General features: G+C 69.0%; 18 protein-coding genes. 11 read left to right on the top strand and 7 right to left on the bottom strand.

Features of this window, described 5'->3' with window-relative positions; genetic code table 11:
* Nucleotides 1–400 precede the first annotated feature (400 nt).
* From recD to recC, 3 genes are read right to left on the bottom strand one after another with little or no spacing between them, the layout of a single operon-like run.
* Nucleotides 401–2,281 (bottom strand): exodeoxyribonuclease V subunit alpha, encoded by a 1,881-nt coding sequence (gene recD / locus ARC23_RS03585; RefSeq protein ID WP_057495960.1) that lies wholly within the window; start codon nt 2,279–2,281, stop codon nt 401–403.
* Complete coding sequence (gene recB / locus ARC23_RS03580) at nt 2,278–5,949, bottom strand: exodeoxyribonuclease V subunit beta (RefSeq protein WP_057495959.1); 3,672 nt, start codon at nt 5,947–5,949, stop codon at nt 2,278–2,280. Before recB ends, recD begins: the two co-directional genes overlap by 4 nt.
* Nucleotides 5,946–9,290, bottom strand: coding sequence for an exodeoxyribonuclease V subunit gamma (recC, locus tag ARC23_RS03575; protein ID WP_057495958.1), 3,345 nt, complete (start codon nt 9,288–9,290; stop codon nt 5,946–5,948). The genes recB and recC overlap by 4 nt, the downstream gene beginning before the upstream one ends.
* Nucleotides 9,291–9,483: 193 nt before the next feature.
* On the opposite strand from recC, the gene ARC23_RS03570 reads away from it, so the two are divergent.
* From ARC23_RS03570 to ARC23_RS03545, 6 genes are read left to right on the top strand one after another with little or no spacing between them, the layout of a single operon-like run.
* Entirely contained in the window at nt 9,484–10,272 is a 789-nt protein-coding gene (locus tag ARC23_RS03570; protein ID WP_057495963.1) for an ABC transporter ATP-binding protein, read from the top strand.
* Nucleotides 10,272–11,021: an MlaE family lipid ABC transporter permease subunit gene (locus ARC23_RS03565; RefSeq protein ID WP_005414955.1), complete on the top strand. Its 750-nt coding sequence runs from the start codon at nt 10,272–10,274 to the stop codon at nt 11,019–11,021. Before ARC23_RS03570 ends, ARC23_RS03565 begins: the two co-directional genes overlap by 1 nt.
* A 60-nt stretch (nt 11,022–11,081) precedes the next feature.
* Entirely contained in the window at nt 11,082–11,606 is a 525-nt protein-coding gene (mlaD, locus tag ARC23_RS03560; RefSeq protein ID WP_057495957.1) for an outer membrane lipid asymmetry maintenance protein MlaD, read from the top strand.
* Nucleotides 11,603–12,265: an MlaC/ttg2D family ABC transporter substrate-binding protein gene (locus ARC23_RS03555; RefSeq protein WP_057495956.1), complete on the top strand. Its 663-nt coding sequence runs from the start codon at nt 11,603–11,605 to the stop codon at nt 12,263–12,265. The genes mlaD and ARC23_RS03555 overlap by 4 nt, the downstream gene beginning before the upstream one ends.
* A complete protein-coding gene (locus ARC23_RS03550) occupies nt 12,255–12,566 on the top strand; it encodes an STAS domain-containing protein (RefSeq protein ID WP_057495955.1) in 312 nt (103 codons plus the stop codon). Before ARC23_RS03555 ends, ARC23_RS03550 begins: the two co-directional genes overlap by 11 nt.
* Before the next feature lies 1 nt (nt 12,567).
* Nucleotides 12,568–13,575, top strand: coding sequence for an MlaA family lipoprotein (locus ARC23_RS03545; protein WP_057495954.1), 1,008 nt, complete (start codon nt 12,568–12,570; stop codon nt 13,573–13,575).
* Between the two features lie 90 nt (nt 13,576–13,665).
* Here ARC23_RS03545 and ARC23_RS03540 read toward each other — a convergent pair whose 3' ends face one another.
* The 3 genes from ARC23_RS03540 to ARC23_RS03530 form a co-directional block, all read right to left on the bottom strand.
* Nucleotides 13,666–14,211, bottom strand: a complete 546-nt coding sequence (locus ARC23_RS03540) for a glutathione peroxidase (protein WP_057495953.1) — start codon at nt 14,209–14,211, stop codon at nt 13,666–13,668.
* 136 nt (nt 14,212–14,347) lie between these two features.
* Entirely contained in the window at nt 14,348–14,737 is a 390-nt protein-coding gene (locus tag ARC23_RS03535; protein WP_057495952.1) for a hypothetical protein, read from the bottom strand.
* Between the two features lie 70 nt (nt 14,738–14,807).
* Nucleotides 14,808–16,343, bottom strand: coding sequence for a DNA recombination protein RmuC (locus tag ARC23_RS03530; RefSeq protein WP_057495951.1), 1,536 nt, complete (start codon nt 16,341–16,343; stop codon nt 14,808–14,810).
* Nucleotides 16,344–16,387: 44 nt separating this feature from the next.
* Between ARC23_RS03530 and ARC23_RS03525 the strand changes: the two genes are divergently transcribed.
* Complete coding sequence (locus tag ARC23_RS03525; RefSeq protein WP_057495950.1) at nt 16,388–16,993, top strand: glutathione S-transferase family protein; 606 nt, start codon at nt 16,388–16,390, stop codon at nt 16,991–16,993.
* 83 nt (nt 16,994–17,076) lie between these two features.
* On the opposite strand, the gene ARC23_RS03520 is transcribed toward ARC23_RS03525, so the two are convergent.
* Nucleotides 17,077–18,084: a zinc-binding alcohol dehydrogenase family protein gene (locus ARC23_RS03520; RefSeq protein ID WP_057495949.1), complete on the bottom strand. Its 1,008-nt coding sequence runs from the start codon at nt 18,082–18,084 to the stop codon at nt 17,077–17,079.
* A 90-nt stretch (nt 18,085–18,174) separates the two neighbouring features.
* Here ARC23_RS03520 and ARC23_RS03515 point away from each other — a divergent pair, with 90 nt between their 5' ends.
* The 4 genes from ARC23_RS03515 to ARC23_RS03500 all read left to right on the top strand — a co-directional run bounded on the left by ARC23_RS03515 (nt 18,175) and on the right by ARC23_RS03500 (nt 21,798).
* On the top strand, nt 18,175–19,146 hold the full coding sequence (locus tag ARC23_RS03515; protein ID WP_057495948.1) for a LysR family transcriptional regulator: 972 nt from the start codon (nt 18,175–18,177) through the stop codon (nt 19,144–19,146).
* A 14-nt stretch (nt 19,147–19,160) separates the two neighbouring features.
* On the top strand, nt 19,161–19,790 hold the full coding sequence (gene leuE / locus ARC23_RS03510) for a leucine efflux protein LeuE (RefSeq protein WP_005411716.1): 630 nt from the start codon (nt 19,161–19,163) through the stop codon (nt 19,788–19,790).
* Nucleotides 19,787–20,206 (top strand): hypothetical protein, encoded by a 420-nt coding sequence (locus ARC23_RS03505; protein ID WP_057495947.1) that lies wholly within the window; start codon nt 19,787–19,789, stop codon nt 20,204–20,206. Before leuE ends, ARC23_RS03505 begins: the two co-directional genes overlap by 4 nt.
* 164 nt (nt 20,207–20,370) lie before the next feature.
* A complete protein-coding gene (locus ARC23_RS03500; RefSeq protein WP_057495946.1) occupies nt 20,371–21,798 on the top strand; it encodes an amino acid permease in 1,428 nt (475 codons plus the stop codon).
* Nucleotides 21,799–21,868: the final 70 nt, after the last annotated feature.

Here is a 21,868-nt window from a genome sequence, read left to right as displayed (position 1 = left end):
CCCACCCCGCCTTCGACAGTTGGCCGGTGTATCCACGCCATGCGTGGATGAACGTGGAAATGATCGAAGTACGCTTTTGTAGAGTCGAGCCATGCTCGACTGCTTCTGGCTAGCGATTCATTCTCCCCAGGTGTCTTCAATCGGATCGTCTTCCGATCTTCCGTTTTTCGGGATACTGAGATTGGCCAGCAGCTCCGGAATGTCATCCGCAGCCATAGGCATGCTGTAGTTCGGCCCAGCGTGGGTCATCCAGAGCGATAAGGGCCATGCGCCCGGTTCCTGTGTCGTGGGATAGCAACGCAGGATAGGTAGCGCCAACGGCGTCATCAATCGGCAAATGCGACATCGGGACGACGGGGGTCAGAGCCCGCTCCCGGTGGGAACGGGATCCGACCCCGATTCAGAACAACGTGCCCTGCACCGTGGGCTGTTCGATGCGCGCCGGTGCTTCGGCCACCGCTTCCGCACCCAGCCGCCAGGCCAGGCCACCCAATCGGCTGGCGTGGCGCTTCAACGCGGCCTGCAGCACGTCGGCGCTGGCGGCCACATGCAGTACCTGGCGGGCACGGGTCAGGCCGGTGTAGACCAGTTCACGTGACAGCACGCGGCTGTCCTGGCGTGGCAGCTGCAACCACACTTCATCGAACTCCGAGCCCTGTGCCTTGTGCACGGTCATCGCAAAGGCGCTTTCGTGCGCGGGTAGTGCCGCCGGGTGGAAGGCGCGCGGCTGCTCGACGGTGTCGCCGGGGAACCAGGCCACCATCGCGCCGCTGCTGTCGCGCAGGCAGATGCCGATATCGCCGTTGAACAGGCGGTGCCGGTAGCTGTTCTCGGTGACCAGCAGCAGGCGGCCCTGGAAGTAGCCAGGCGTGTTGCCCGCCAGCAACTGCTCGATACGGCTGTTGAGCCCGCGCGCACCCTGCGGGCCTTCGCGCAGCGCAGTCAGCACGCGCAGGCGCCCGGCCTGCTGCAGGGCAAGCACTGGATCGGCCGCGTCGGCCAGCGCACGCCAGTGACCGAGCAGATGCTCGCGCTGGCCACGCAGCGGATCGGCTTCGCCTTCGTGGAAATGCACGCCAGCCAGTGAACCGTTGCGCAGCAGCGGCAGTGCGGTACCGGTGTCGCCCTCGCGCACGGCATTCGCCAGCGGTGCCAGGTCCAGCGCATCGCTTTGCCGGTAACCACGTTGCAGCTGCACGCGGCGGCCGGCGAAGGCGCGTGGTGCGGCCTGGGGCTGCAGCGTGGACGGCGCCAGCAATCCGTGCAGCGCCTGTGCGTCGTCGGTGCGGGTACCGATGCCATCACCGCTGGCGCGCAGGATCGCGCTGAGCACGTCGCCGGCCTCGACCGACGGGAGCTGGTCGGGATCGCCAAGCAGGATCAGCCGGGTGCCGCTGGCGATCGCGTCGACCAGCTTGGCCATCATCGGCAGATCGATCATCGAGGCTTCGTCGACCACCACCACGTCCACCGGCAGCGGATTGTCGGCGTGGTGGCGGAAGCGCGGTGAATCAGGAATCACCCCGAGCAGGCGATGCAGGGTGGTGCCGGTACTGGGCAGTGCCGCGCACAGCGCCGGGTCCACGCCGTGCTCCTGCAGGCGCTGCACGGCCAGACGCAGGCTCTCAGCCATGCGCTCGGCGGCGCGCCCGGTAGGCGCGGCCAGCGCTACCTCGGGCAGCGGCTGGCCAGCGTGCCGGGCCTGTGCAGCCAGCAGCAGCAACAGGCGCGCGATGGTGGTGGTCTTGCCGGTGCCGGGGCCGCCGGTGACCAGCGCCAGCGGATGGCGCAGGGTCACGCCGGCGGCGCGTGCCTGGTGATCTTCACTGCCCGATGCCTGCGGGAACAGCTGCGCGAACAACGGTGCCAGCGCTGCCATGTCCGGCGGCGGCAATGGATGCCGGCCGATACGCTGCAGGCCGGCGGCCAGCTGACGCTCGTACTCGCGGTAGCGGCGCAGGTAGAGCAGGCCGTTTTCCAGCACCAGCGGCGCATCCCCGGCGATGGCATCGGCCTGCTCCGGCGTCGCCACCCAGGGCGATGCGCGCAGCTGCGCCAGCCAGTCCTGCGCGGCAGGCCACTCGGGCACGCCTTCCAGCAACCGCTGCGGCTGTGCCGGATCAAACCCGGCGTGGCCCTGCGACACCGCCAGCGAGGCCAGCGCCGCCGCCAGCGCCACGCTCTCGGGCGTGTCGCCGCGCAGCCGCATCAGGCTGGTCGCCAACGCGTGGTCGAGGGTGCGCAGCTGGCCCTTCTGGTGCAGTTCCTTCAGCAGGCTCATGCGCTGGCTCCACGGGCACGTGCGGCCAGTTCGGCCTGGGCCTGTTCGCCACCGGCGAACAACGCATCCAGCGCATCCACCAGCGCGAACGGGAAGCGATCCACGTGCACGCCGTTGCCGGTGCCGTCTAGGCCACGGCAGAACAGGTAGCGGATACCGCCCATGTCGCGCTCGTAGTCGTAGGCCGCGCCCAGCCGGAAGCGCAGCCAGCGATGCAAGGCCACGGTGTAGATCAGCGCCTGCAGATCGTACTCGCTATGGCGCATGGCAATGGCCAACAGGTCCGGGCTGTAGCCGGGCAGGCGATTGGACTTGTAGTCGAGCACGTACCAGCGCCCATCGCGCACGTAGGTCAGGTCGATCATGCCGGTCATCAGCCCTTCCAGCCGGCGGCGCTGGCCGAAGCCGCGACGCGTACTGGAAACCCCATGTGCATGCAGCACCTGCAACAGCACCGGTACCGTGGTCGGTTCGATGGCGAAATGGAAGTCGATCTCCGCGCGGCGCTCGCCCTCGCCGAGGCTGTGCAGGGCGCCGCCTTCGGGCAGCGGCTCGGTCAGCGTGTGGCCGACCAGCGGCACCAGCACGGCCACGCCATCGTCCAGGTCGACATCGGCATAGCCTTCGTCGTGCAGCGCCTTGCGCAGCACCTCGGCCTGGCCCTCCGGGGCTTCCAGGCCTGGCTGCCAGTCACCCCATGCGGCGAAGTCGACGTTCTCCATCGCCTCGTGCAGCACATTGCCGAAGCGGCTGCCCATGAAGCGCGGGTCGATCGGCGCGCTGTCTTCGACGACGGCGGCGGGTTCGGGCAGCGCCGGTTCCAGTGGCAGCTCCGGGCCGGACGGTTCGTCGGCGGCCGGTGCCGGCAGCTCGGTGGCGGCCGCTTCGATATCGCTGCCGGCACCGGCGTCTGCGTGGGCCAGCTGGGTGAAGCTGTACACCCACCAGTCGTGCGGCACGCGCCGGGTCAGTGCACGCACGGCCGGAAGGTGGCCTTCCACCTCGGCGGCCAGGGGCGGCAGGACGGCCGGCACTTCGCTGTCATCGATGTTCACATCGGCCTGCGCACGCAATCCCTGCAGGTCGCCCAGCAGCGGTGCCAGGCGCGTTTTTCCAAGCCCGGCGAGATCGCCCACGGCAATCCACAGCGCGTGCTCGGCACGGGTCAGGCCGACATACAGCAGGCGTGCGTCCTCGGCACGCTGCTCGCGGTCGCGCTGCGCAGTGGCCGCGTCCCAGGCCTCGTTCCTGTCCAGCTTCCAGTGCAGCTGGCGCTGGCCGCCAGAGTGCACGGTGCAATGCGAGGCGGTGTTCGGTGCGCCGCCGTCGATGCCGACGAAGGGCAGGAACACCAGTGGATACTCCAGGCCCTTGCTCTTGTGCAGGGTGATGATCTGCACGCGGCGCGCATCCGATTCCAGGCGCAGCAGCTGCTGCTCGTCATCCTGGTCGGCGCTGGCCATCTGGCCCTGCAGCCAGTCCAGCAGGCCATGCATGCCCAGCGCCTGTGCCGATGCTTCCTGCAGCAGTTCGCCCAGCTGCAGGTAGTTGGTCAGGCGGCGCTCGCCATCGATCAGCGCCAGCAGGCGTTCACCCTGTGCGGCACAGACATCGGCAATCACTGCGAACGGTCCGCCGCGTTGCCAGCGCTCGCGCCACTGCAGCAGCTGTGCCTGGAATTCGCGTTGCAGGTCGCCCTCGCGCTCCATCGCAGCGATCGCGCTGGCGCGTTGACCGAGCAGTACAGTGGCCAGCGCTGCACGCAGGCGGCCTTCATCGGCCGGTTGCAGCAGTGCCAGCAGCAGCGCGCGCAGATCGCGGGCTTCAGCAGTGGCGAACAGGCTCTGTTTTCCGGCCGCCACCGCAGGAATACCGACCGCGGCCAGCGCGCGCTGTACCAGGGTGGCCTCGCGGTGCGAACGCACCAGTACCGCGATGTCGCCCGGCTGCACCGGTCGCCCTCGCAGCATGGCCGTACCGGCGCGCGCGTCGATCAGGGTCTGGTGGATGGCGGCGACGCAGGCCCGGGTGGCCGCCTCGCGCGAGGCATCGGCGCTCATTGCCTTGTCGCCGCCGCTGCGCAGCACGCGCAGGGTGAGTGCCTTGGCGGCCTGGCCGTCGCGCAGGTAGTCCGCATCGCTGCGCACGCCACCGGGCCGCACCGGCTCGAACTGGATGTCGCGTTCGAGGAAGGCGTCTTCGCCACCGTTGTCGTACAGCGCCTGCAACGCGCGCAGCACAGCCGGTCGCGAGCGGAAGTTCTGGTCCAGCACCGGCGCCTGCTGCGCCACCTGCTTGGCCTTCAGGTAGGTGTGGATATCACCGCCGCGGAAACCGTAGATCGCCTGCTTGGGGTCACCGATCAGGAACAGCGCCGGCGCCAGGCCGAGTTCGCGCACCTCCGGCGAATCGCCGAACACGGTGTGGAAGATGCCCCACTGTCGGTCGTCGGTATCCTGGAACTCATCGACCAGCGCAATGCGGTACTGCGCGCGCAGCTGCTGCACCAGTGCCATCCGCTGCGGGCCTTCCAGCGCCTGTGCCACACCGTCGATCAGGTCATCGTAGGTCTGCACCCGACGCGTGCGTTTGAGCGCCCGCAGGCGCTGCGTGGCTTCGTCGCGAAGCGCGTGCAGGAAATTCAGCGCGGTGGCGCGCAGCCAGGTCTCGCGTTCGGCCAGCAGCGCGAGGTAGCGCGCCAGCGGTGCCTGCAACGGCGACGACGGCGTGCGGTCGGGGAACTTCTTGTTGGTCTTGTCGGCCAGCGCCTGCGGCAACAGCGCCGGCAGGCGCTCGCTGGCCAGCAGTTCGCCCGCGTCGCCACGCTCGGCCCAGGCCAGCAGCTGCCGGCCCAGCGGGTGCAGCCAGCCCAGCTTGTAGGACACGCCGTTGAGCCACTTGTGGTCGACCGCATCGCACAGGTCGATGAAGAACTGCTCGCCGTGCTCGCGCACGCTTGCAGACAGCGCTTCCGCCGCGCCCTGCAGGGCCACGCGCGGATCGGCCAGCGCCACCGGCTGCGGCAAGGGATGCAGTGGCGGCGCAGCAAGCAGCGCGCGCAGATCGGTGGCCAGCGCGTCCGGGTTCGACCACAGCCAGGTCAGTGGCTCCAGTGTGGCCGGGTCATTGGCATGCACGCGCCACAGGTCCGCGGCCAGCTCTTCCAGCAACTCACGATCGCTGGCCAGCAACTCCGGCGGGTCGAAGGTGTGGCCGCTTTCCAGCGCGTGTTCGCGCAGCACGCGGGTGCAGAAACCGTGGATGGTGAAGATCGACGCCAGGTCGATCTCGTCGGCGGCCACCTGCAGGCGTCGCTTCAGGGCAACCGTGCTTTCGCTACCCAGTTGCAGATGCCGCTGCAACACCTCGCGGGTCAGCCGCACGTCCGGCGCCTCGCCCTCGGCCGGCGCCAGATCCACCAGCCGGGCGGCCAGCGCCAGGCGCTCGCGGATGCGCTTGCGCAACTCCTGGGTAGCGGCATCGGTGAAGGTCACCGCCAGGATCTGGCTGATGCGCAGGCCCTGCTCGACCACCAGCCGGGTGAACAGCGTGGCCAGGGTGAAGGTCTTGCCGGTGCCGGCGCTGGCCTCGATCAGGCGGATGCCGTGCAGCGGCAGGGCCAGGTAGGGATCGCGGCCGATGCCGTCGCCTGCATTGGCAGTGTTCATGCTCCGCCCTCCGGGGAAGCGTCGATGCCGAGGGCGCGGCCTTCACGCACCGCGCTGAAGACCACCTGGCTGTTGCGCAGCAGGTCGGCATAACCGGCATCGGTGGCGAACGGGTCGGCGCCGCGCAGCAGCAGCTGCCAGGCATCACTGCTGGATTCACCCCAGCTGCGGTCGCTGCCGTGCCACTGCTTCCAGCCTTCGCTGCGTTGCTTCTCGCCCGGGGTGCTGTACAGCACCCAACCGGTGTAGGGCGCAAACCGCAGTGGTTCGCGCAGGCCACGCTGGCGCAGCTGCAACAGCGCACGCAGCGCCGCGCGCGCTGTCGGCACGCTCAATGCCGGCAGCACGTGCGGGCCGGGACCGGCATCACCGCCGTCGTGGAACTGCACCAGCGGCAAGGCATCGCCGGCGGCGTTGGCCAGCAGCCAGTCCAGGCCGTGGCGGATCACCGCGTTGCCATTGAGGGGACCGGCGCGCAATCGCACCAGGCCACCGGCATGCCGATCGGCGACCCGGCCGTGAAGGCGCACGCCGTCGATCTGAACGTCGTAGCGCCGGCTCTCCAGGGGTTCGCCCTGCATCCAGCCCAGCAGCGCGCTGGCATACGGGCGGGTCTTCAGCTGCTCCAGCTCGAACTGGCGCTGGCCCAGCGCCCCGGACGGCAACAGCCCACGCGCGCGCAGCCGCGGGTACAGCGGCTCGGTATCTCCACTGAGCGTTGCGCGCACCACCGCCGCCTGCACGCTGTGCTTTTCCGGCCCGCGCGGCGACAGCACCAGCGGCTCCAGGTCATCGACATCTTCGACCTCGTCGGCCAGGCGCAGGCCCAGCGACTGTGCGAGGAACTGCCCGGCCGGGTCGCACAGGAAGCGGCGCAGGGTATCAAGCGCGAGTTCGTCTTCCACCGCATCGTCCAGCGGCGGTGGCAGCGGCGCATCGAACCACGGCAGCAGGCCGCCGCGCTGGCCAGTCAGGCGCCCTGCCGCCGGATGCCATTGGCGGCGATAGCTGAAGCGGCGCGGATCGCCATCGCCGAACGCCGCCGGCGAGAACGGCTGCAGCGCGTGGCGCACGGTGAAATCATCCACGGCCGCCGCCGGATCGAGATGATACGCGGCGGCGGCATCAATCAGTTCGCTGACCAGCACCGACGGTTCGCGCACGCTGCCATCGCGGGGATCTGCGCCGAGGTAGCTGAGATAGAACACCTCCTGTGCGGCGGCGAACAGCTGCAGGAACAGGAAGCGGTCATCCTCGCGGGTGGAGCGGTCGCCTGGACGACGACGCGGTGTGTCCAGTTCGGCGGTGAGCTGGTTGAGGCCCGCGGCCGGATCGCGGCGCGGGAAATCGCCATCGTTGAGCCCCAGCACGCAGATCACGCGGAACGGCAGCAGGCGCATCGGCACCATGCGGCCGAAGCTGATGCCACCGGTCAGCAGCGGCGCGCGCGTATCGGCTTCGCCCAGCGCGCCGGCAAAGTGCGCACGCACCACCTCCGGCGGCACGCCGTCGTCGAAGCCGGCCTTGGCGGCGTCTTCGGCAAACTGGTTGAGCAGCTTGCGCAGGCGCTCCAGCGCACGCTGGCTGTTGGGCGAGCTGGGCGCGACCGGCAGCAGCGCATCGAGCAGCGACAGCAGGCGCTGCCGCCACTGCGCCGGGGTCAGCCGTTCGCCGAGGCGTCGCTGGTACACGGCCAGCACGCGCAGCAGCCGCAGCAACCGGTCCAGCGCCTCCAGCGCGCCGCCTTCCAGCTCGATCCACGGCGCCACCCCGGCCAGGTCGGCCTCGCTGCCGGTGGCATGGCCCAGCAGCAACCGGTCCAGGGCGAACTGCCAGGTGTAGGCATCGTCGGCCGGCGCCTGGTGCTGGTGGCGGTGCCTGGCATCCAGGCCCCAGCGCGCGCCGGCCTGCTGCAGCCAGCCATGCAGGCGGTCGAAGTCCACCGCTTCCAGCCCGGCCGCTTCGGCCAGTGGCGCGCTGGCCAGCAGGTCCAGCACCTCGTTCAGGCCGAAGCGCGAGACCGGCAGGCCCAGCAGGTGCACGAACACATCGGCCAGCGGCTCGCCGGCCAGCGGGCTGCTGTCGGCCAACGCATACGGAATGTGCTCGTCCTCGCCGGCGCGACCACCGAACACCGCTTCCAGGTAGGGCACGTACGGGTCGATATCCGGCGCCAGCACCGCAATCTCGCGTGCCTGCAGCGGCGGGTCGAAGCGCGGGTCCTGCAGCAGGCTGCGCAGCTGGTCATGCAGCACCTGCAGTTCGCGCAGGCGGGTGTGGCAGGCGTGTACCTGCAGGCTGGGGTCGTCGCTGCGCAGCCCGTCGCGCAGCGCGCCCGAGGGCAGCGCACGGCGGTGGAACAGGTCGCGCTGCAGCCGGTGCAGCAGGCTGTCGGCCAGGCCGCCGTCGTCCAGGCCTGGCCGGGTGTCGTCTTCCGGGTCGGAATAGGCGGCGATCTCGCCGGCCGGGTGCACCACCTCGTAACTGCCCAGTACGGCCATGAAGTCGCGGCCTGCCGCGCCCCAGGCTTCCAGCAGGCGGTTCTCGCCGGCGGCCTCGCCGAAGGGGTCGGGCGCGCCGCTGCGCAGGCGCTCGGCCAGCGTCTGCAGGTCGCCCCAGTACGACTGCACGGGGGTGGGCATGTAGAAGTGGAGTTCACCGACCCGTGCCTGGGTCGCCATCACCCGCAGCACGTCGGGTGAGATGTTGAGCGTTGCGAACGCGGACATGCGCAGCGGCAAGCCCTGCGGCAGGGGTTGCCCCGGCCCTTCAAAGCGGTCCAGGTAGGCCTGGATGCGGCGCGCGCGGTAGTCGCGCCCCTCGGCGATGGTGCGCCAGAGGATCGCCTGCGGATCGGCGGGGTCGGCGCCGGCCTCCCAGCGCAGCAGCCAGTCGCGGCGCCAGGCCTGGTACTTCTCGAACACCGACGCCAGCTCCCCGGCCAGCGCCCAGGGCTTGAGTGCATCGTCGCCGGCGAGGTAGCTCTGCAGCGCGCGCATCGGCGGTTGCGCCAGCAGGGACCGATCGCGCAGCGCCTGGTACAGCTTCCAGTGCAGGCCGGCGGCATCCAGGTCATCGTGCTCGCCCGGCACATTGGCGTTGAGTGCACGCGCAACGAACTCACCGGGCGTGAGGAACTCAAGATTGGCGGCCACGCCGTACTCGGCAGCCAGTGTCGCCTGCAGCCAACGCCGCATCGCCACCTGCGGGATCAGCACCACTTCCGGCGCGAGCAGCGACTGGCCCGGAACCGGCGCACGCACATTGCGCGCCAGCAGCGCAGCCAGCACGTCCAGGGAGTTGGAATGGTAGAGGCGGAAGTCGCTGCCCGGGTCACTCATCGTGCACAGTGTGCAGTACCGCAGGCCGTATTCAATGGCCGATGCTGTCATCGGCACGGATTGTTCCGGCGCACCCGCCGATTGTCCCGGGCCGGGCGAGCCCTTGTCGTGCAACAATACTGCACCGTCCAGTCTGCTTTTGTTCAGCCGGCTGACCTGATCCTTCGATGTCTAAAAAACGTTAATGGTGCCCATGTCGGCTTCCGCCTCCAGTCTGGTGCAGTTATCCAACGTCCGCATCGACCGGAGCGGGCGCACGATCCTGCGCGACGTGTCGCTGCAGGTGCCCGCGGGCAGCATCACCGCTGTGCTCGGTCCGTCCGGCAGCGGCAAGTCGACCCTGCTGGCTGCGTTGACCGGCGAGCTGCGCCCGGTCGCCGGCGAGGTCGCACTGTTCGGCAAGCCCATCCCGCACGACAGCGGCGCACTGCTGGAGATGCGCAAGAGCGTGGGCGTGCTGCTGCAGGGCAACGGCCTGCTGACCGACCTCACCGTGGCTGAGAACGTCGAGCTGCCGCTGCGCACGCATACCCGCCTGCCGAGGGCCGTGCTGCGCCGGCTGGTGGAGATGAAGCTGCATGCGGTGGGCCTGCTGGCGGCCGCCGATGCCTGGCCACGCGAGCTGTCCGGCGGCATGGCGCGCCGCGTGGCGCTGGCCCGTGCACTGGCCCTGGACCCGCCGCTGATGATCTACGACGAGCCGCTGACCGGGCTGGACCCGATCGCCTCCGGGGTGATCATGAGCCTGATCCAGCGCCTCAACCACAGCCTGGGCCTGACCAGCATCATCGTCAGCCACCACGTGCACGAGACCCTGCCGATCTGCGACCAGGTGATCGCGATCGCCAATGGCGGCATCGTGTTCCAGGGTACCCCCGATGCGCTGCAGTCCAGCCAGGACCCGCTGCTGCGGCAGTTCCTGCATGGCCAGCCCGATGGTCCCATTCCGTTCGACGCCGCACCGCGTGCGAGGGTTGCCTGATGCCGTTCGTGCAAGCCACCCGCTCGCTGGGCCGCGCCGGCCTGTTCTCGCTGACCGTCCTGCGGGGTTCCTTGCCCACGCGCGACTTCCTGGCCGAGCTGACCCGCGAGATCTACAAGATCGGCGCGCGCTCGCTGCCGATCATCGCCGTCGGCGGTGCCTTCGTCGGCCTGGTACTGACCCTGCAGGGCTACCGCACGCTGACCACCTTCGGTGCGGCCGACGCGCTGTCGACCCTACTCGGCCTGTCGCTGTACCGCGAGCTGGCGCCGGTGCTGACCGCCCTGCTGTTCATCGGCCGCGCCGGCAGTTCGATCGCCGCCGAACTGGGCCTGATGCGCGCCACCGACCAGATCAAGGCGCTGGAGCTGATGGCGATCGACCCGGTAGCCAAGGCCGTGGCACCGCGCTTCTGGGCGGCGGTGCTGACCGTGCCGCTGCTGACCGGCATCTTCTGTTCGCTGGCGATCAGTGCCAGCTACTTCGAAGCGGTGCACGTGCTGGGCCTGGACAACGGCGTGTTCTGGTCGGCGCTGCGCAACAGCGTGGACTTCTGGGACGACTTCGGCGTGGCGATGCTGAAGTCGGCGATCTTCGGCGGCACCGCCGCACTGGTTGCCGCCTACGTCGGTTTCCACGCCGAGCCGACCATCGAGGGCACCTCGGTGGCGACCACCCGGGCGGTGGTCAACGCCTCGCTGCTGGTGCTGATGTTCAACTTCGTGCTGTCGGCAATGTTGTTCACCTAACCCCCTCCACCGGCGGTGCGCAGGCGCGCGCGGCCACAACGACTCGATCAGGTAATCCACATGGCCATCCGCGGTCCCAGACTCGAATTCTCCGTCGGCGCCTTCCTGCTGCTGGCCCTGGCCTCGCTGATGGTGCTGGCCGTGGCCTCGACCAACCAGCGCTGGAGCTGGGGCAGCGACGGCTATGAGCTGAAGGCTCGCTTTTCCCAGGTCGGCCAGCTGCGCAAGCAGGCGCCGGTCAAGATCGGCGGTGTCACCGTCGGCCAGGTCGCCGCGATCGACCTGGACCCGGTGAAGTTCGAATCCATCGTGACCCTGCGCATGGACAGCAAGGTCAAGGACCTGCCGGCGGATACCTCGGCCGGCATCTTCACCAGTGGTTTGCTCGGCGAGAGCTATATCGGTCTGCAGCCGGGCGGTGATCCGGAGGTGCTGAAGGCCGGCGACGAGATCGTCTTCACCCAGCCGGCGGTCGACCTGATCCAGCTGGTCGGCAAGTACATGTTCAGTGGCGGCGCCGGTGGCGGCGCTGCTCAGAAGCCCAACGATGGCGCGCAGGCGCCTGCAACGGAACCGCAACCATGAAGATGAAACTGATCCCGGCCCTGCTCGCCTCGGCGCTGCTGGTGGCTACCCCGTTCCTCGCCCAGGCCCAGGCGGCCGCGCCCGCCGCAGCCGCGACCCAGGGCCAGGCCGGCAAGGTGGTGATCGATGCCAGCAGCCGCATCCTGGCCACCCTGCAGCAGCGCAAGAGCGAGTTCAGCAGCAACCCGGCCAGCCTGCGCAGCTACATCGACAGCGAACTGACCCGCACCTTCGACCGCGACTATGCCGCGCGCCTGGTGCTGGGCCCGCATGCCCGCGGCGCTTCAGACGCGGACATCAAGCTGTTTGCCGATGCGATGGCCGACAGCCTGATGCAGCGCTACGGCTCGACCCTGCTCAACATCCAGGGCAAGCCCAGCTTCCGCCTGAAGGGTGAGAGCCCGCTGCCGGGCAACCGCGGCGTGCGCGTGAGCACCGAGCTGGTGCGCGCAGCCAACGAGCCGACCCCGGTCGAATACTGGATGCGCAACGTGAACGGCCAGTGGAAGATCTTCGATGTGAACATCGAAGGGATTTCCTACGTGCAGACCTTCCGCAACCAGTTCGACACCCCGCTGCGCCAGAAGGGTATCAAGCAGGTGGCCAGCGACCTGCGCAGCGGCAGCATGCAGGCCGGGCCGACGGGCAATGGCAAGTAACGCATTGGCGCTGCTGGAGGGCGATACCCTGCGCCTGCGCGGTCTGCTTGACCGTGCCGCGGTGATCGCGCTGTGGCCGCAGCTGCAGGCGCTGCCGGCGAAGCTGGCGCGGCTGGAGCTGGGCGAGGTCGAGCGCGTGGACAGCGCCGGCCTGGCCCTGCTCGCCGAGCTTTCGGCGCGCGCACGCAAGGCCGGGCACCCGCTGGCGATTTCCGGCGCACCGGCAGGCTTCAACGAGCTGAGCGCGGCCTACCGGCTGTCGCCCGACCTGGATTTCAATGCAACTTCTGCTGCGAGCTGACATGAACGTCGTACGCGCTCTTCCCCTGATCGTCCTGGCCACCGCGCTGACCGCCTGTGCCGGCAAGCCCGCACGCAGCGATGCACCGGCCGCCAGCACCGTGGTCCCGGCCGGCGCTCCCGCCGAAGCGGCGCCCGCCGATACCGGCGTGACCGAGGTGGCCCCAGTGGCTAACCCGCCGATCGCCACCGCTGCGGCGCCGACCCCGCCCGCAGCCAGTGCCGATGCCGATGCCGAAGCGGCCAAGACTGCCGCGGCCACTGCACCGGGCGGTGATGATGATTTCGATGCCCTGTACGGTGGTGCCAGCAACACCGGCAGTGCGGCCGCCTATGACCCGTGGGAACCGTTCAACCGCAAGGTGCACAAGTTCAACAACGCAGTCGACCGTGGCATCGCCCGCCCGCTGGCCACGGCCTACACCCACGTGGTGCCACGCTTCGCGCGTACCGGCGTCAGCAACTTCTTCAGCAACCTGCGCGCACCGGTGACCATCACCAACCAGCTGCTGCAGGGCCGTGGCGCCGATGCGTGGGACAGCCTGGGCCGCTTCCTGATGAACAGCACGCTGGGCATCGGCGGCCTGTTCGATCCGGCCAGCAAGGCGATGGTGCCGCGCCGCAACGAAGACTTCGGCCAGACCCTGGGTGCCTGGGGCTGGCGTCGTTCGCGTTACGTGGAACTGCCGTTCTTCGGCCCGCGGACCGTGCGCGATGTGTTCGGCCTGGCCGGTGACATCCCGTTGTCGCCGATGCGCCGCATTGAGGAAGACAAGCTGCGCATCGGCCTGCAGGGCCTGCAGCTGGTCGATACGCGCGCACAGCTGCTGGCGATCGACGATCTGCGCGACACTGCGGTGGACGAGTACTCGCTGGTGCGCGATGCGTGGATGCAGCGCCGCAATTACCAGATCGAGAACGATCTGCGCAGCAAGCGCGAGCGCGGCCACGATGATGCCAACTCGCCGATCCCGGTCGATGCGATGCCGATGCCGCAGTGGACCCACTGAGGCCACTCATCGGTACATGAAAAACCCCGCCTCGGCGGGGTTTTTCTTTGGCGCCATGGGTGCGCGCCAACCTGGGTTGGCACGCATTGCTCAGGCGGCCAGCGCAGCCTCGATGGCCTCGCGCAGGCGCGCATCATCGGCGGCCACGTCCGGGGCGAAGCGGGCGATCACCTTGCCATCGCGACCGACCAGGAACTTCTCGAAGTTCCACAGCACCGCCGGCGCGGCGTGGATCGGAATCTCCTTGCTGGCCAGGCGTTCGCGCAGCGGACCTTCACCGATCGACTGCGGCTGCGCCGCGGTCAGCTGCTGGTACAGCGGGTGAGTGTCTTGGCCGGCCACGCTGATCTTGGAGAACATCGGGAAGGTGACATCGTAGGTAAGCTGGCAGAACTGCTGGATCTCCGCCTCGCTGCCCGGTTCCTGGCCCAGGAAGTTGTTGGCGGGGAAGCCCAGCACTTCCAGGCCCTGCGCGTGCTTTTCCGCATACAGCGCCTGCAGGCCTTCGTACTGCGGGGTCAGGCCGCACTTGGAGGCGACGTTGACCAGCAGCAGGACCTTGCCCTGGTAGTCGGCAAGCGAGGACGGCTGGCCGTCGATGGTGGTGAGGGAAATGTCCTGGATCGGGGTGCTCACGCGGGGCTCCGGCTACGGCGGGGAATGGTCCACCAGCATAGCGCTGTGCGCTGCCCGTCGCGCCGAACGTGCTCGACGGAATTCACGCGCGGTCGCGAACGTTCGTGCGGTTGCCAGCCAGCGACCGGCGCCACCGTCAATCCACGCAGATCGTGCCCTGCGCTTTGCCCTCATCAATGCGCTGGCGGCAGCCGAAGTTCTGGCTGGCATCGCGCTGGCAGGTGCCGGTGGTGGAAGTGCCCGCAGCCACTTCGCCGGTGGCCAGGCACTGGCCCGTGCAATCGCTCCTGCGGCTGCAGGCCTTGCCGGCGTCGGCATAGGGCATCACGCACTGCAGCCGCTGCAGGCGGCCAAGCCGTTGCAACGTACCGCCTGCAGCCTGGCAGTCGACATCACGTGCCTCCTGGTAGGCCTCGGCAGCCTGCGGGCTGTCGGCTGCGACCGCAGCGGGCGGGGCCGGGGGTGCACTGCTGCAGGCGGCGAGCACTACGGCCAGGAGCAGGCTGATACAGAGGCGAGAACGCATGGGGCACCCGATCACGACGGACAGGCCGCCAGCATACGCATGGACGATGCAGGCAGCGTGTCAGCGTGGCTCAGGTTTCTTCACCGTCGCCATTGTCGTCGGCCGACAGCGCATCGGGCAGCAGCTGCCGGCTCTGCTCCACCGGCAGCGATTCGACATCGCGCAGCTTGCGGGCGATCGCGCGGGTGCGTACGCCGGTCTGGTCGATCTGCTTGCTGGCCTGATCGAGCTTGGCCTTCACATTGTCGAGCACGTCGCCGAACTTGCCGAACTCGGTCTTCACCGCGCCCAGCAGGCTCCACACTTCGCTGGACCGCTTCTCGATGGCCAGGGTGCGGAATCCCATCTGCAGGCTGTTGAGCAGCGCGGTGATGGTGGTCGGCCCGGCGACCACCACGCGGTGGTCGCGCTGCAGCAGGTCCACCAGGCCGGGGCGGCGGATCACCTCGGCGTACAGCCCTTCGGTCGGCAGGAACATCACCGCGAAATCGGTGGTATGCGGCGGCACGATGTACTTCTCGCAGATGGACTTGGCCTGCACCTTCACCGCGCGCTCCAGCTGTGCGCCCTGCACGCGCACCAGTTCTGCGTCGCCCTGCTCCTGCGCGTCCAGAAGCCGCTCATAGTCTTCGCGCGGGAACTTGGAGTCGATCGGCAGCCACACCGGCGTGTCGTCGCTGCTGCGTCCCGGCAGGCGCACGGCGATATCGACCATTTCCCCGCTGTCCGGGCGCACCTTCACCGCACGCGCGTACTGCTCCTGGATCAGGGTCTGCTCGAGGATGTTCTCCAGCTGCACTTCACCCCAGCTGCCGCGCGTCTTGACGTTGGTCAGCACGCGCTTGAGGTCGCCCACGCCGGTGGCCAGCTGCTGCATCTCGCCGAGGCCACGCTGGACCTGCTCCAGGCGCTCGGAAACCAGCTTGAAGGACTGGCCCAGGCGGGTTTCCAGGGTGGACTGCAGCTTCTCGTCCACGGTCACGCGCATCTGTTCCAGCTTCTGGGCATTGTCGCTCTGCAGGGCGCGCAGCTGTTCTTCCAGCGTGGTGCGCATTTCGGCGATCCGTTGCTCGTTGCGCTGGGTCAGTTCCTGCAGCCGCTGGCCCAGGTTCTCGGTCAGGCGCTGCTGCGACTGCGCCCCCTCCTCGCGGCCTTTGCGTGCATCGTCCACCTGGCTCTGGCGCAGGGCACCGAGCTGGCTGTCGGTGCGCGTGGTCAGTTCCTGCAACTGCTGGCCGAAGGCATGGATGCGCGCCTCCTGCTGCTGGCCAAAGGTATCCAGCTGGCCACGCAGTTCCTGCAGGCGCTGGCCCATCAACGCAGCGCCGCGCTGCTGGCTTTCGGCGGACTCGGTACGTGCCTTGCGGGCGTCCTCGCCCAGGGCCTCGCGCAGCAGGTCCAGCCGCTGGTCGGTACGCGTGGACAGATCGGTCAGCGCGCGCGCAAAGGTGTCCAGCTGTTCGCGCAGTTCGCTGCGCCCGGCCCGCGCCTCCTCGCGCACCGCCTGTTCCAGGCGGTCATGGGGCGGGCGCCGCAGCAGGGTGACCAGCTGCAGGATGAGCACGGCCAATAGAAGGCCGCCGATGAGCAGGGATTCGGTTTGCATGGGACAAGTGTAGGCTGGCACCGTCTCAAACGCTGCGCCGGGCCATGCTGGAACTGTACGGAAAGCCGACCTCGATCAACGTGCGCAAGGTGCTGTGGCTGTGCGCCGGGCTGGATCAGCCAGTGCAGCACGAACCGGCACCGCCACCGGACCTGCTGGCCGCGCTGAATCCGAACCGGCAGGTACCGGTGCTGCGCGACGGCGACTTCGTGCTGTGGGAATCCAACAGCATCTGCCGCTACCTGGCCACCCGCGCCGGCCGCGATGACCTGCTGCCGGTTGCGCTGCAGGCGCGTGCGCGGGTGGAGCAGTGGATGGATTGGCAGGCCAGCGACCTCAACAGCGCCTGGCGGCATGCGTTCATGGCCCGCGTGCGGCAGCACCCGGACTACCCCGATGATGCCCGTGCCGAGGCCAGCCTGGCGCAGTGGAACCGGCTGATGGCGGTGCTAGACGACCATCTCGGCGCTGGCCACGCCTACGTCTCCGGTCCGGGCTTCAGCCTCGCCGACATCGTACTTGGCCTGTCGACCCAACGCTGGCGCAGCACGCCCGGCAACAAGCCCGTGCTGCCACACCTCGCGGCGTGGTTCGAACGCCTGCGACAGCAGCCGGGTTTCACCACCCACGTCGACAATGGCGTGGCCTGAGGCGGGGGTCGGATCCTTTTCCCGGGGAAAAGGGATCTGACCCCAAGTGGCGCGGACCCCAAGTGCGCGGGAACGACCCGGGCTTACCAGCCTTCCAGCACGATCTTGCCCTTGGCGCGGTGGCTCTCCAGCAGCGCGTGCGCGCGCCGCAGGTTGGCCGCGTCGATGCGGCCGAAGTGCTCGCCGAGGGTGGTCTGCAGCACACCGGCATCGATCAGCTCGGCCACCCGGTTCAGCAGGTCGTGCTGGCGCTGCATGTCCGCCGTCCTGTACAGCGGACGGGTGAACATCGATTCCCAGTGCAGCGACAGCGCCTTGCGCTTGAGCGCCATCACGTCCACCTGGCCCGGATCATCGATCAGACCGAACTGGCCCTGCGGCGCCAGCAGCTCCACGATCTGTGCGTAGTGCTGGTCGGAATGGGTCAGGCTGGCCACGTGCTGCACCTCACTGATGCCCAACCGTGCCAGGCCCTCGGCCAGTGGCTGGCTGTGGTCGATGACGTGGTGGGCGCCCATCGCGTACACCCAGTCCTGGGTATCCGGACGCGAGGCGGTGCCGATCACGGTCAACCTGGTCAGCTTCCGCGCCAGCTGCACCAGGATTGAACCAACCCCACCAGCGGCGCCGATCACCAGCAGGGTCTGGCCCTCGCCACCGCCTTCGGGGATGCGCAGGCGGTCGAACAGCAGCTCCCAGGCGGTGATCGCGGTCAGCGGCAAAGCGGCGGCGGCGGCATCGTCGAGGCTGGCCGGCTTGCGGCCGACGCTGCGCTCGTCCACCAGCTGGTACTCGGCATTGCTGCCCGGGCGATCAATGACGCCGGCGTAGTAGACCGCGTCGCCGGGCTTGAACAGGGTCACCTCGCTGCCCACCGCGTCGACGATGCCCACCGCATCCCAGCCCAGCACGCGCGGGCCGTCGGTGGCCACGCCGCGGCGGACCTTGGTGTCGACCGGGTTCACCGCCACCGCGCGCACCGCCACGCGCAGGTCGCGCGGGCCGGGCTGCGGCAGTTCCAGTTCGATGTCGATCAGGGCCTGGGCATCTTCGATCGGCAGGCCGGCGTGGGTGTAGGCAATGGCGCGCATGGTGGCGGTCCAGTAGGGAGGAGGCGACAGGTTGCGCCACGCACAGACCTTCAGAAAGGCGCAGAATCGGGCATCACTTTCACTCCGGCGATGAAGATGATCCGCTTCGACGACCTGCAGCTGTTCGTCCGCACCGCTGCGCTGGGCAGCTTCTCGCAGGCCGCGCGCGAGGCCGACCTGCTGCCCGGGCAGGTGGCCGCTGCGGTAGCGCGGTTGGAACGCGAACTCGACCTGCGCCTGTTCGTGCGCACCACCCGCAGCCTGCGCCTGACCGGCGAGGGCGCGCTGTACCTGCCCTATGCGCAGGAGGTGCTGGCCACCCTGCGCGAAGGCCAGGCCCGGGTGCAGGGCGAGGACGCCGAACTGCATGGCACCCTGCAGCTGTCGGCACCGTCGGACTTCGGCCGCAACCTGCTGCTGCCGTGGCTGACTGCGTTCCGTGCTGCGCACCCGCGGTTGCGCCTGCACCTGCGCCTGTCTGATGAAGTGGCCGATGTGTTCCGCGACCCGGTGGACGTGGCGATCCGCATCGGCCACTTCGATGACGCCAGCTATGTCGCCCTGCCACTGCTGGAGGGCAACCGCCGCGTGCTGGCCGCCTCGCCCGATTACCTGCGGCGGCGCGGCACGCCTGCGCGCCTGGACGATCTGCGCGAGCAGGATTGCCTGGTCTACCAGCTCAGTGGCCGCGCCTACGATCGCTGGTCGTTCGACGTCGACGGGCGCCGGGTGGTGATCCCGGTGCGCGGCCCCCTGGTCTGCGATGACGCCGATGTGGTGCGGCGCTGGGCCGTAGCCGGCGAAGGCATCACCTACAAATCCTGGCTGGACCTGCGCGAGGACGTGCTGGCCGGGCGCCTGCAGCTGCTGCTCGATGGCGTCGGCAGCCACATTCCGCTGCAGCTGGTGTGCCCGCACCGCAAGCAGTTCTCGCCCGCGGTTCGGCAGTTGCACGCTCAGCTGCGCCAGCACCTGCAACCGCTGCTGTCCGGCATGCCCGAAGGGCCTGCCGGCCCCCTGTCGCCAACCCCGGCGCTGACCGACAATGGCGGCCCCCCGTAACAGAGAACGCCGCCATGCCGTGGATGGGCATCCAGGATCTGTGGACGTTTCTGGTCGCCGTGCTGGTGTTTCTCGCCCTGCCCGGCCCCGGCACGTTCACTCTGCTGACCGCCACCGGTCGTGGCGGCGTGCGCGGTGGCTACACCGCACTGGCCGGCCTGCTGGTCGGCGACCAGATCCTGATGTGGCTGGCCCTGGCCGGTGTGGCGGCGCTGCTGAAGGCCAACCCGCTGGTGTTCCACGCCGTGCAGTACCTCGGTGCGGCCTACCTGGTGTGGGTGGGCATCAGCCTGCTGCGCACGCCGAAGCACGAGGGCGGTGACGCCGGTCCGATCCGCATGCAGCCGGGCCGCTACTTCCAGCAGGCGATCCTGGTCAGCCTGCTCAACCCGAAGGCCATCCTGTTCTACATGGCGTTCCTGCCGTTGTTCATCGACCCGAAGGCGCACCAGGGCATCGCCACCTTCGCCGCGCTGGCCGGCATCATCCTGGTGGTCAGCATCGCTTACTGCTCGATGCTGATCGGCGTGGGCAACCTGGCCCGTCGCCGGTTGATCCAGCACCCGCGGATCAGCGATGCGCTGCGCCGCGTGGCCGGCCTGTTCCTGGTCGGCTTCGGCATCCGCCTGGGGCTGAACGGATGAAGGCCCGGCAGGCGGCGTTCGGTGCGTTGCTGTTGACGGCCGGTGCTGCGTCCGCCGCGCCCGTGCACGACCATCGCTGCCTGAGCGGCGGTCGCGATGACCGCATCCATCTGGAATGGCGCTGGCTGGCGGGCGGCGGCGCCGACGTGCGCTACGCAGGACAACGTGACCGCCTGAGGCTGCGCCAGGTTTCGATGGAGACCACGGTGCTGGCCGAAGATCGCCCCTACCAGTTCGACAGCGTGTGGGAAGAGCGCATCGACGGGCGCCTCAACGGCCGCTATCTGCTGAGTACCCAGGGCGCGCTGGTGCTGGAGCTGAGCTATGAGCGTGCCCGTGACGGGCGCAGGACCTCTTTCCACGATGACGTCGAAGCCTGGCAGGAAGACGGCTGCCACTGGCCCGGCACGCCCTGACCTCGCCCGGTGCACGGGTCCGGCCTGCTTTATGCCGATTCCGGCAGCCTGGTCGCAGTGCAGCGCGCGGCATGTCGGGCATGACACCCGTCAGTGGCAATGCTGCGCTGCGTTCGGTCACACTCGGGGACTTGTCGTTCTCAGTCACCCCTTCCGAGGCCTGCATGTCCCTGCTCCGGCGCAAGTCCCTAGATTCCGTCACCGTCCATGAAGCCGGCAGGCGCCTGGTTCCCACGCTCAGCTGGCCGCACCTGATCGCGCTGGGCATTGGCGCCATCGTCGGTACCGGCATCTATACGCTGATCGGCGTCGGTGCCAACCTGGCCGGCCCGGCCGTGTTGATCTCCTTTGCCATCGCCGGCGCAGTGTGTGCCTGCGCGGCGCTGTCCTACGCCGAGCTGTCGACCATGATGCCGGCCGCCGGCAGTGCCTACACCTACAGCTACAGCGCGCTGGGCGAGGTGTTCGCCTGGGTGGTGGGCTGGAGCCTGATCCTGGAGTACTCGCTGGTGGTGAGTACGGTGGCGGTGGGCTGGTCGGGCTATTTCGTCGGCTTCCTTGAATGGGTGCACACCCAGTTCGGCTGGAACGTGCACCTGCCGGCGTGGCTTGCGGCCGGCCCGCACGTGGAAGGCGGCATGATCAACCTGCCCGCCATCATCATCACCTGGCTGGTGGCCGGCATGCTGATGGCCGGTACCAAGGAAAGCGCGACGCTCAATGCCATCCTGGTGGTGTTCAAGCTGATCGCGCTGGCGATCTTCGTGGCGGTGGCCCTGCCGGCGTTCGACAGCAGCAACCTGCAGCCGTTCATGCCCTATGGCTTCGCCAAGTCGATCGGCCCCGATGGCGTCGAGCATGGCGTGATGGCCGCGGCGGCGATCATCTTCTTCGCCTTCTACGGCTTCGATGCGATCTCCACCGCTGCCGAGGAAACCAAGAACCCGGGCCGTGACCTGTCGATCGGCATCATCGGTTCGATGATCGGCTGCACCATCGTCTACGTGCTGGTGGCGCTGGCCGCCGTGGGTGCGATGAGCTACGCCGTGTTCGGCCACAGCGCCGAGCCGCTGGCGCTGATCATGCGCCAGCTGGGCCATCCGACCGCCGCGATGGTGATCGGCGTGATCGCGATCATCGCGCTGCCGACGGTGCTGCTGGCCTTCCTGTACGGCCAGAGCCGCATCTTCTTCGTGATGAGCCGCGACGGCCTGCTGCCGCGTGGCCTGTCCAAGGTCAACGCACGCACCGGCACGCCGGTGGCGACCACGCTGTTCACCGCGGTGGTGGTGTCGGCGCTGGCCGGTGTGGCGCGCCTGGACGAGATCGCCGCGCTGGCCAACGCCGGTACCCTGGCCGCGTTCACCGCAGTGGGCATCTGCCTGGTGGTGCTGCGCCTGCGCGAGCCGAACCGCGAGCGCACCTTCCGCACGCCGCTGGCCTTCGTGGTCGGCCCGCTGGCCGCGCTGGGCTGCATCTACCTGTTCATCAGCCTGCCGCACAGCACCCAGCTGTACTTCCTGCTGTGGAACCTGGCCGGCCTGGTGCTGTATTTCCTGTACAGCCGCCGCCATGCGCTGATCGCGAAATAAGGGCGCCGCCGGGCATGGCCCGGCGCCCCTCTGTGGAGTCGAGCCATGCTCGACTCACGCGGTGCCTATC

It is taken from the genome of Stenotrophomonas beteli (assembly GCF_001431665.1).
Lineage (GTDB): Bacteria > Pseudomonadota > Gammaproteobacteria > Xanthomonadales > Xanthomonadaceae > Stenotrophomonas > Stenotrophomonas beteli.
Note: the sequence above shows the minus strand (reverse complement) of the source record. Positions and strands in the feature narration are given on the sequence as shown.

Coding starts and splice junctions, on each gene's coding strand:
- recB (WP_057495959.1), bottom strand. CDS start 5,949: ATGAACACTGCCAATGCAGGCGACGGCATCGGCCGCGATCCCTACCTG.
- recC (WP_057495958.1), bottom strand. CDS start 9,290: ATGAGTGACCCGGGCAGCGACTTCCGCCTCTACCATTCCAACTCCCTG.
- leuE (WP_005411716.1), top strand. CDS start 19,161: ATGCCGTGGATGGGCATCCAGGATCTGTGGACGTTTCTGGTCGCCGTG.
- recD (WP_057495960.1), bottom strand. CDS start 2,281: ATGAGCCTGCTGAAGGAACTGCACCAGAAGGGCCAGCTGCGCACCCTC.
- ARC23_RS03505 (WP_057495947.1), top strand. CDS start 19,787: ATGAAGGCCCGGCAGGCGGCGTTCGGTGCGTTGCTGTTGACGGCCGGT.
- ARC23_RS03555 (WP_057495956.1), top strand. CDS start 11,603: ATGAAGATGAAACTGATCCCGGCCCTGCTCGCCTCGGCGCTGCTGGTG.
- ARC23_RS03565 (WP_005414955.1), top strand. CDS start 10,272: ATGCCGTTCGTGCAAGCCACCCGCTCGCTGGGCCGCGCCGGCCTGTTC.
- ARC23_RS03515 (WP_057495948.1), top strand. CDS start 18,175: ATGAAGATGATCCGCTTCGACGACCTGCAGCTGTTCGTCCGCACCGCT.
- ARC23_RS03525 (WP_057495950.1), top strand. CDS start 16,388: ATGCTGGAACTGTACGGAAAGCCGACCTCGATCAACGTGCGCAAGGTG.
- ARC23_RS03535 (WP_057495952.1), bottom strand. CDS start 14,737: ATGCGTTCTCGCCTCTGTATCAGCCTGCTCCTGGCCGTAGTGCTCGCC.
- mlaD (WP_057495957.1), top strand. CDS start 11,082: ATGGCCATCCGCGGTCCCAGACTCGAATTCTCCGTCGGCGCCTTCCTG.
- ARC23_RS03520 (WP_057495949.1), bottom strand. CDS start 18,084: ATGCGCGCCATTGCCTACACCCACGCCGGCCTGCCGATCGAAGATGCC.
- ARC23_RS03550 (WP_057495955.1), top strand. CDS start 12,255: ATGGCAAGTAACGCATTGGCGCTGCTGGAGGGCGATACCCTGCGCCTG.
- ARC23_RS03530 (WP_057495951.1), bottom strand. CDS start 16,343: ATGCAAACCGAATCCCTGCTCATCGGCGGCCTTCTATTGGCCGTGCTC.
- ARC23_RS03545 (WP_057495954.1), top strand. CDS start 12,568: ATGAACGTCGTACGCGCTCTTCCCCTGATCGTCCTGGCCACCGCGCTG.
- ARC23_RS03570 (WP_057495963.1), top strand. CDS start 9,484: ATGTCGGCTTCCGCCTCCAGTCTGGTGCAGTTATCCAACGTCCGCATC.
- ARC23_RS03500 (WP_057495946.1), top strand. CDS start 20,371: ATGTCCCTGCTCCGGCGCAAGTCCCTAGATTCCGTCACCGTCCATGAA.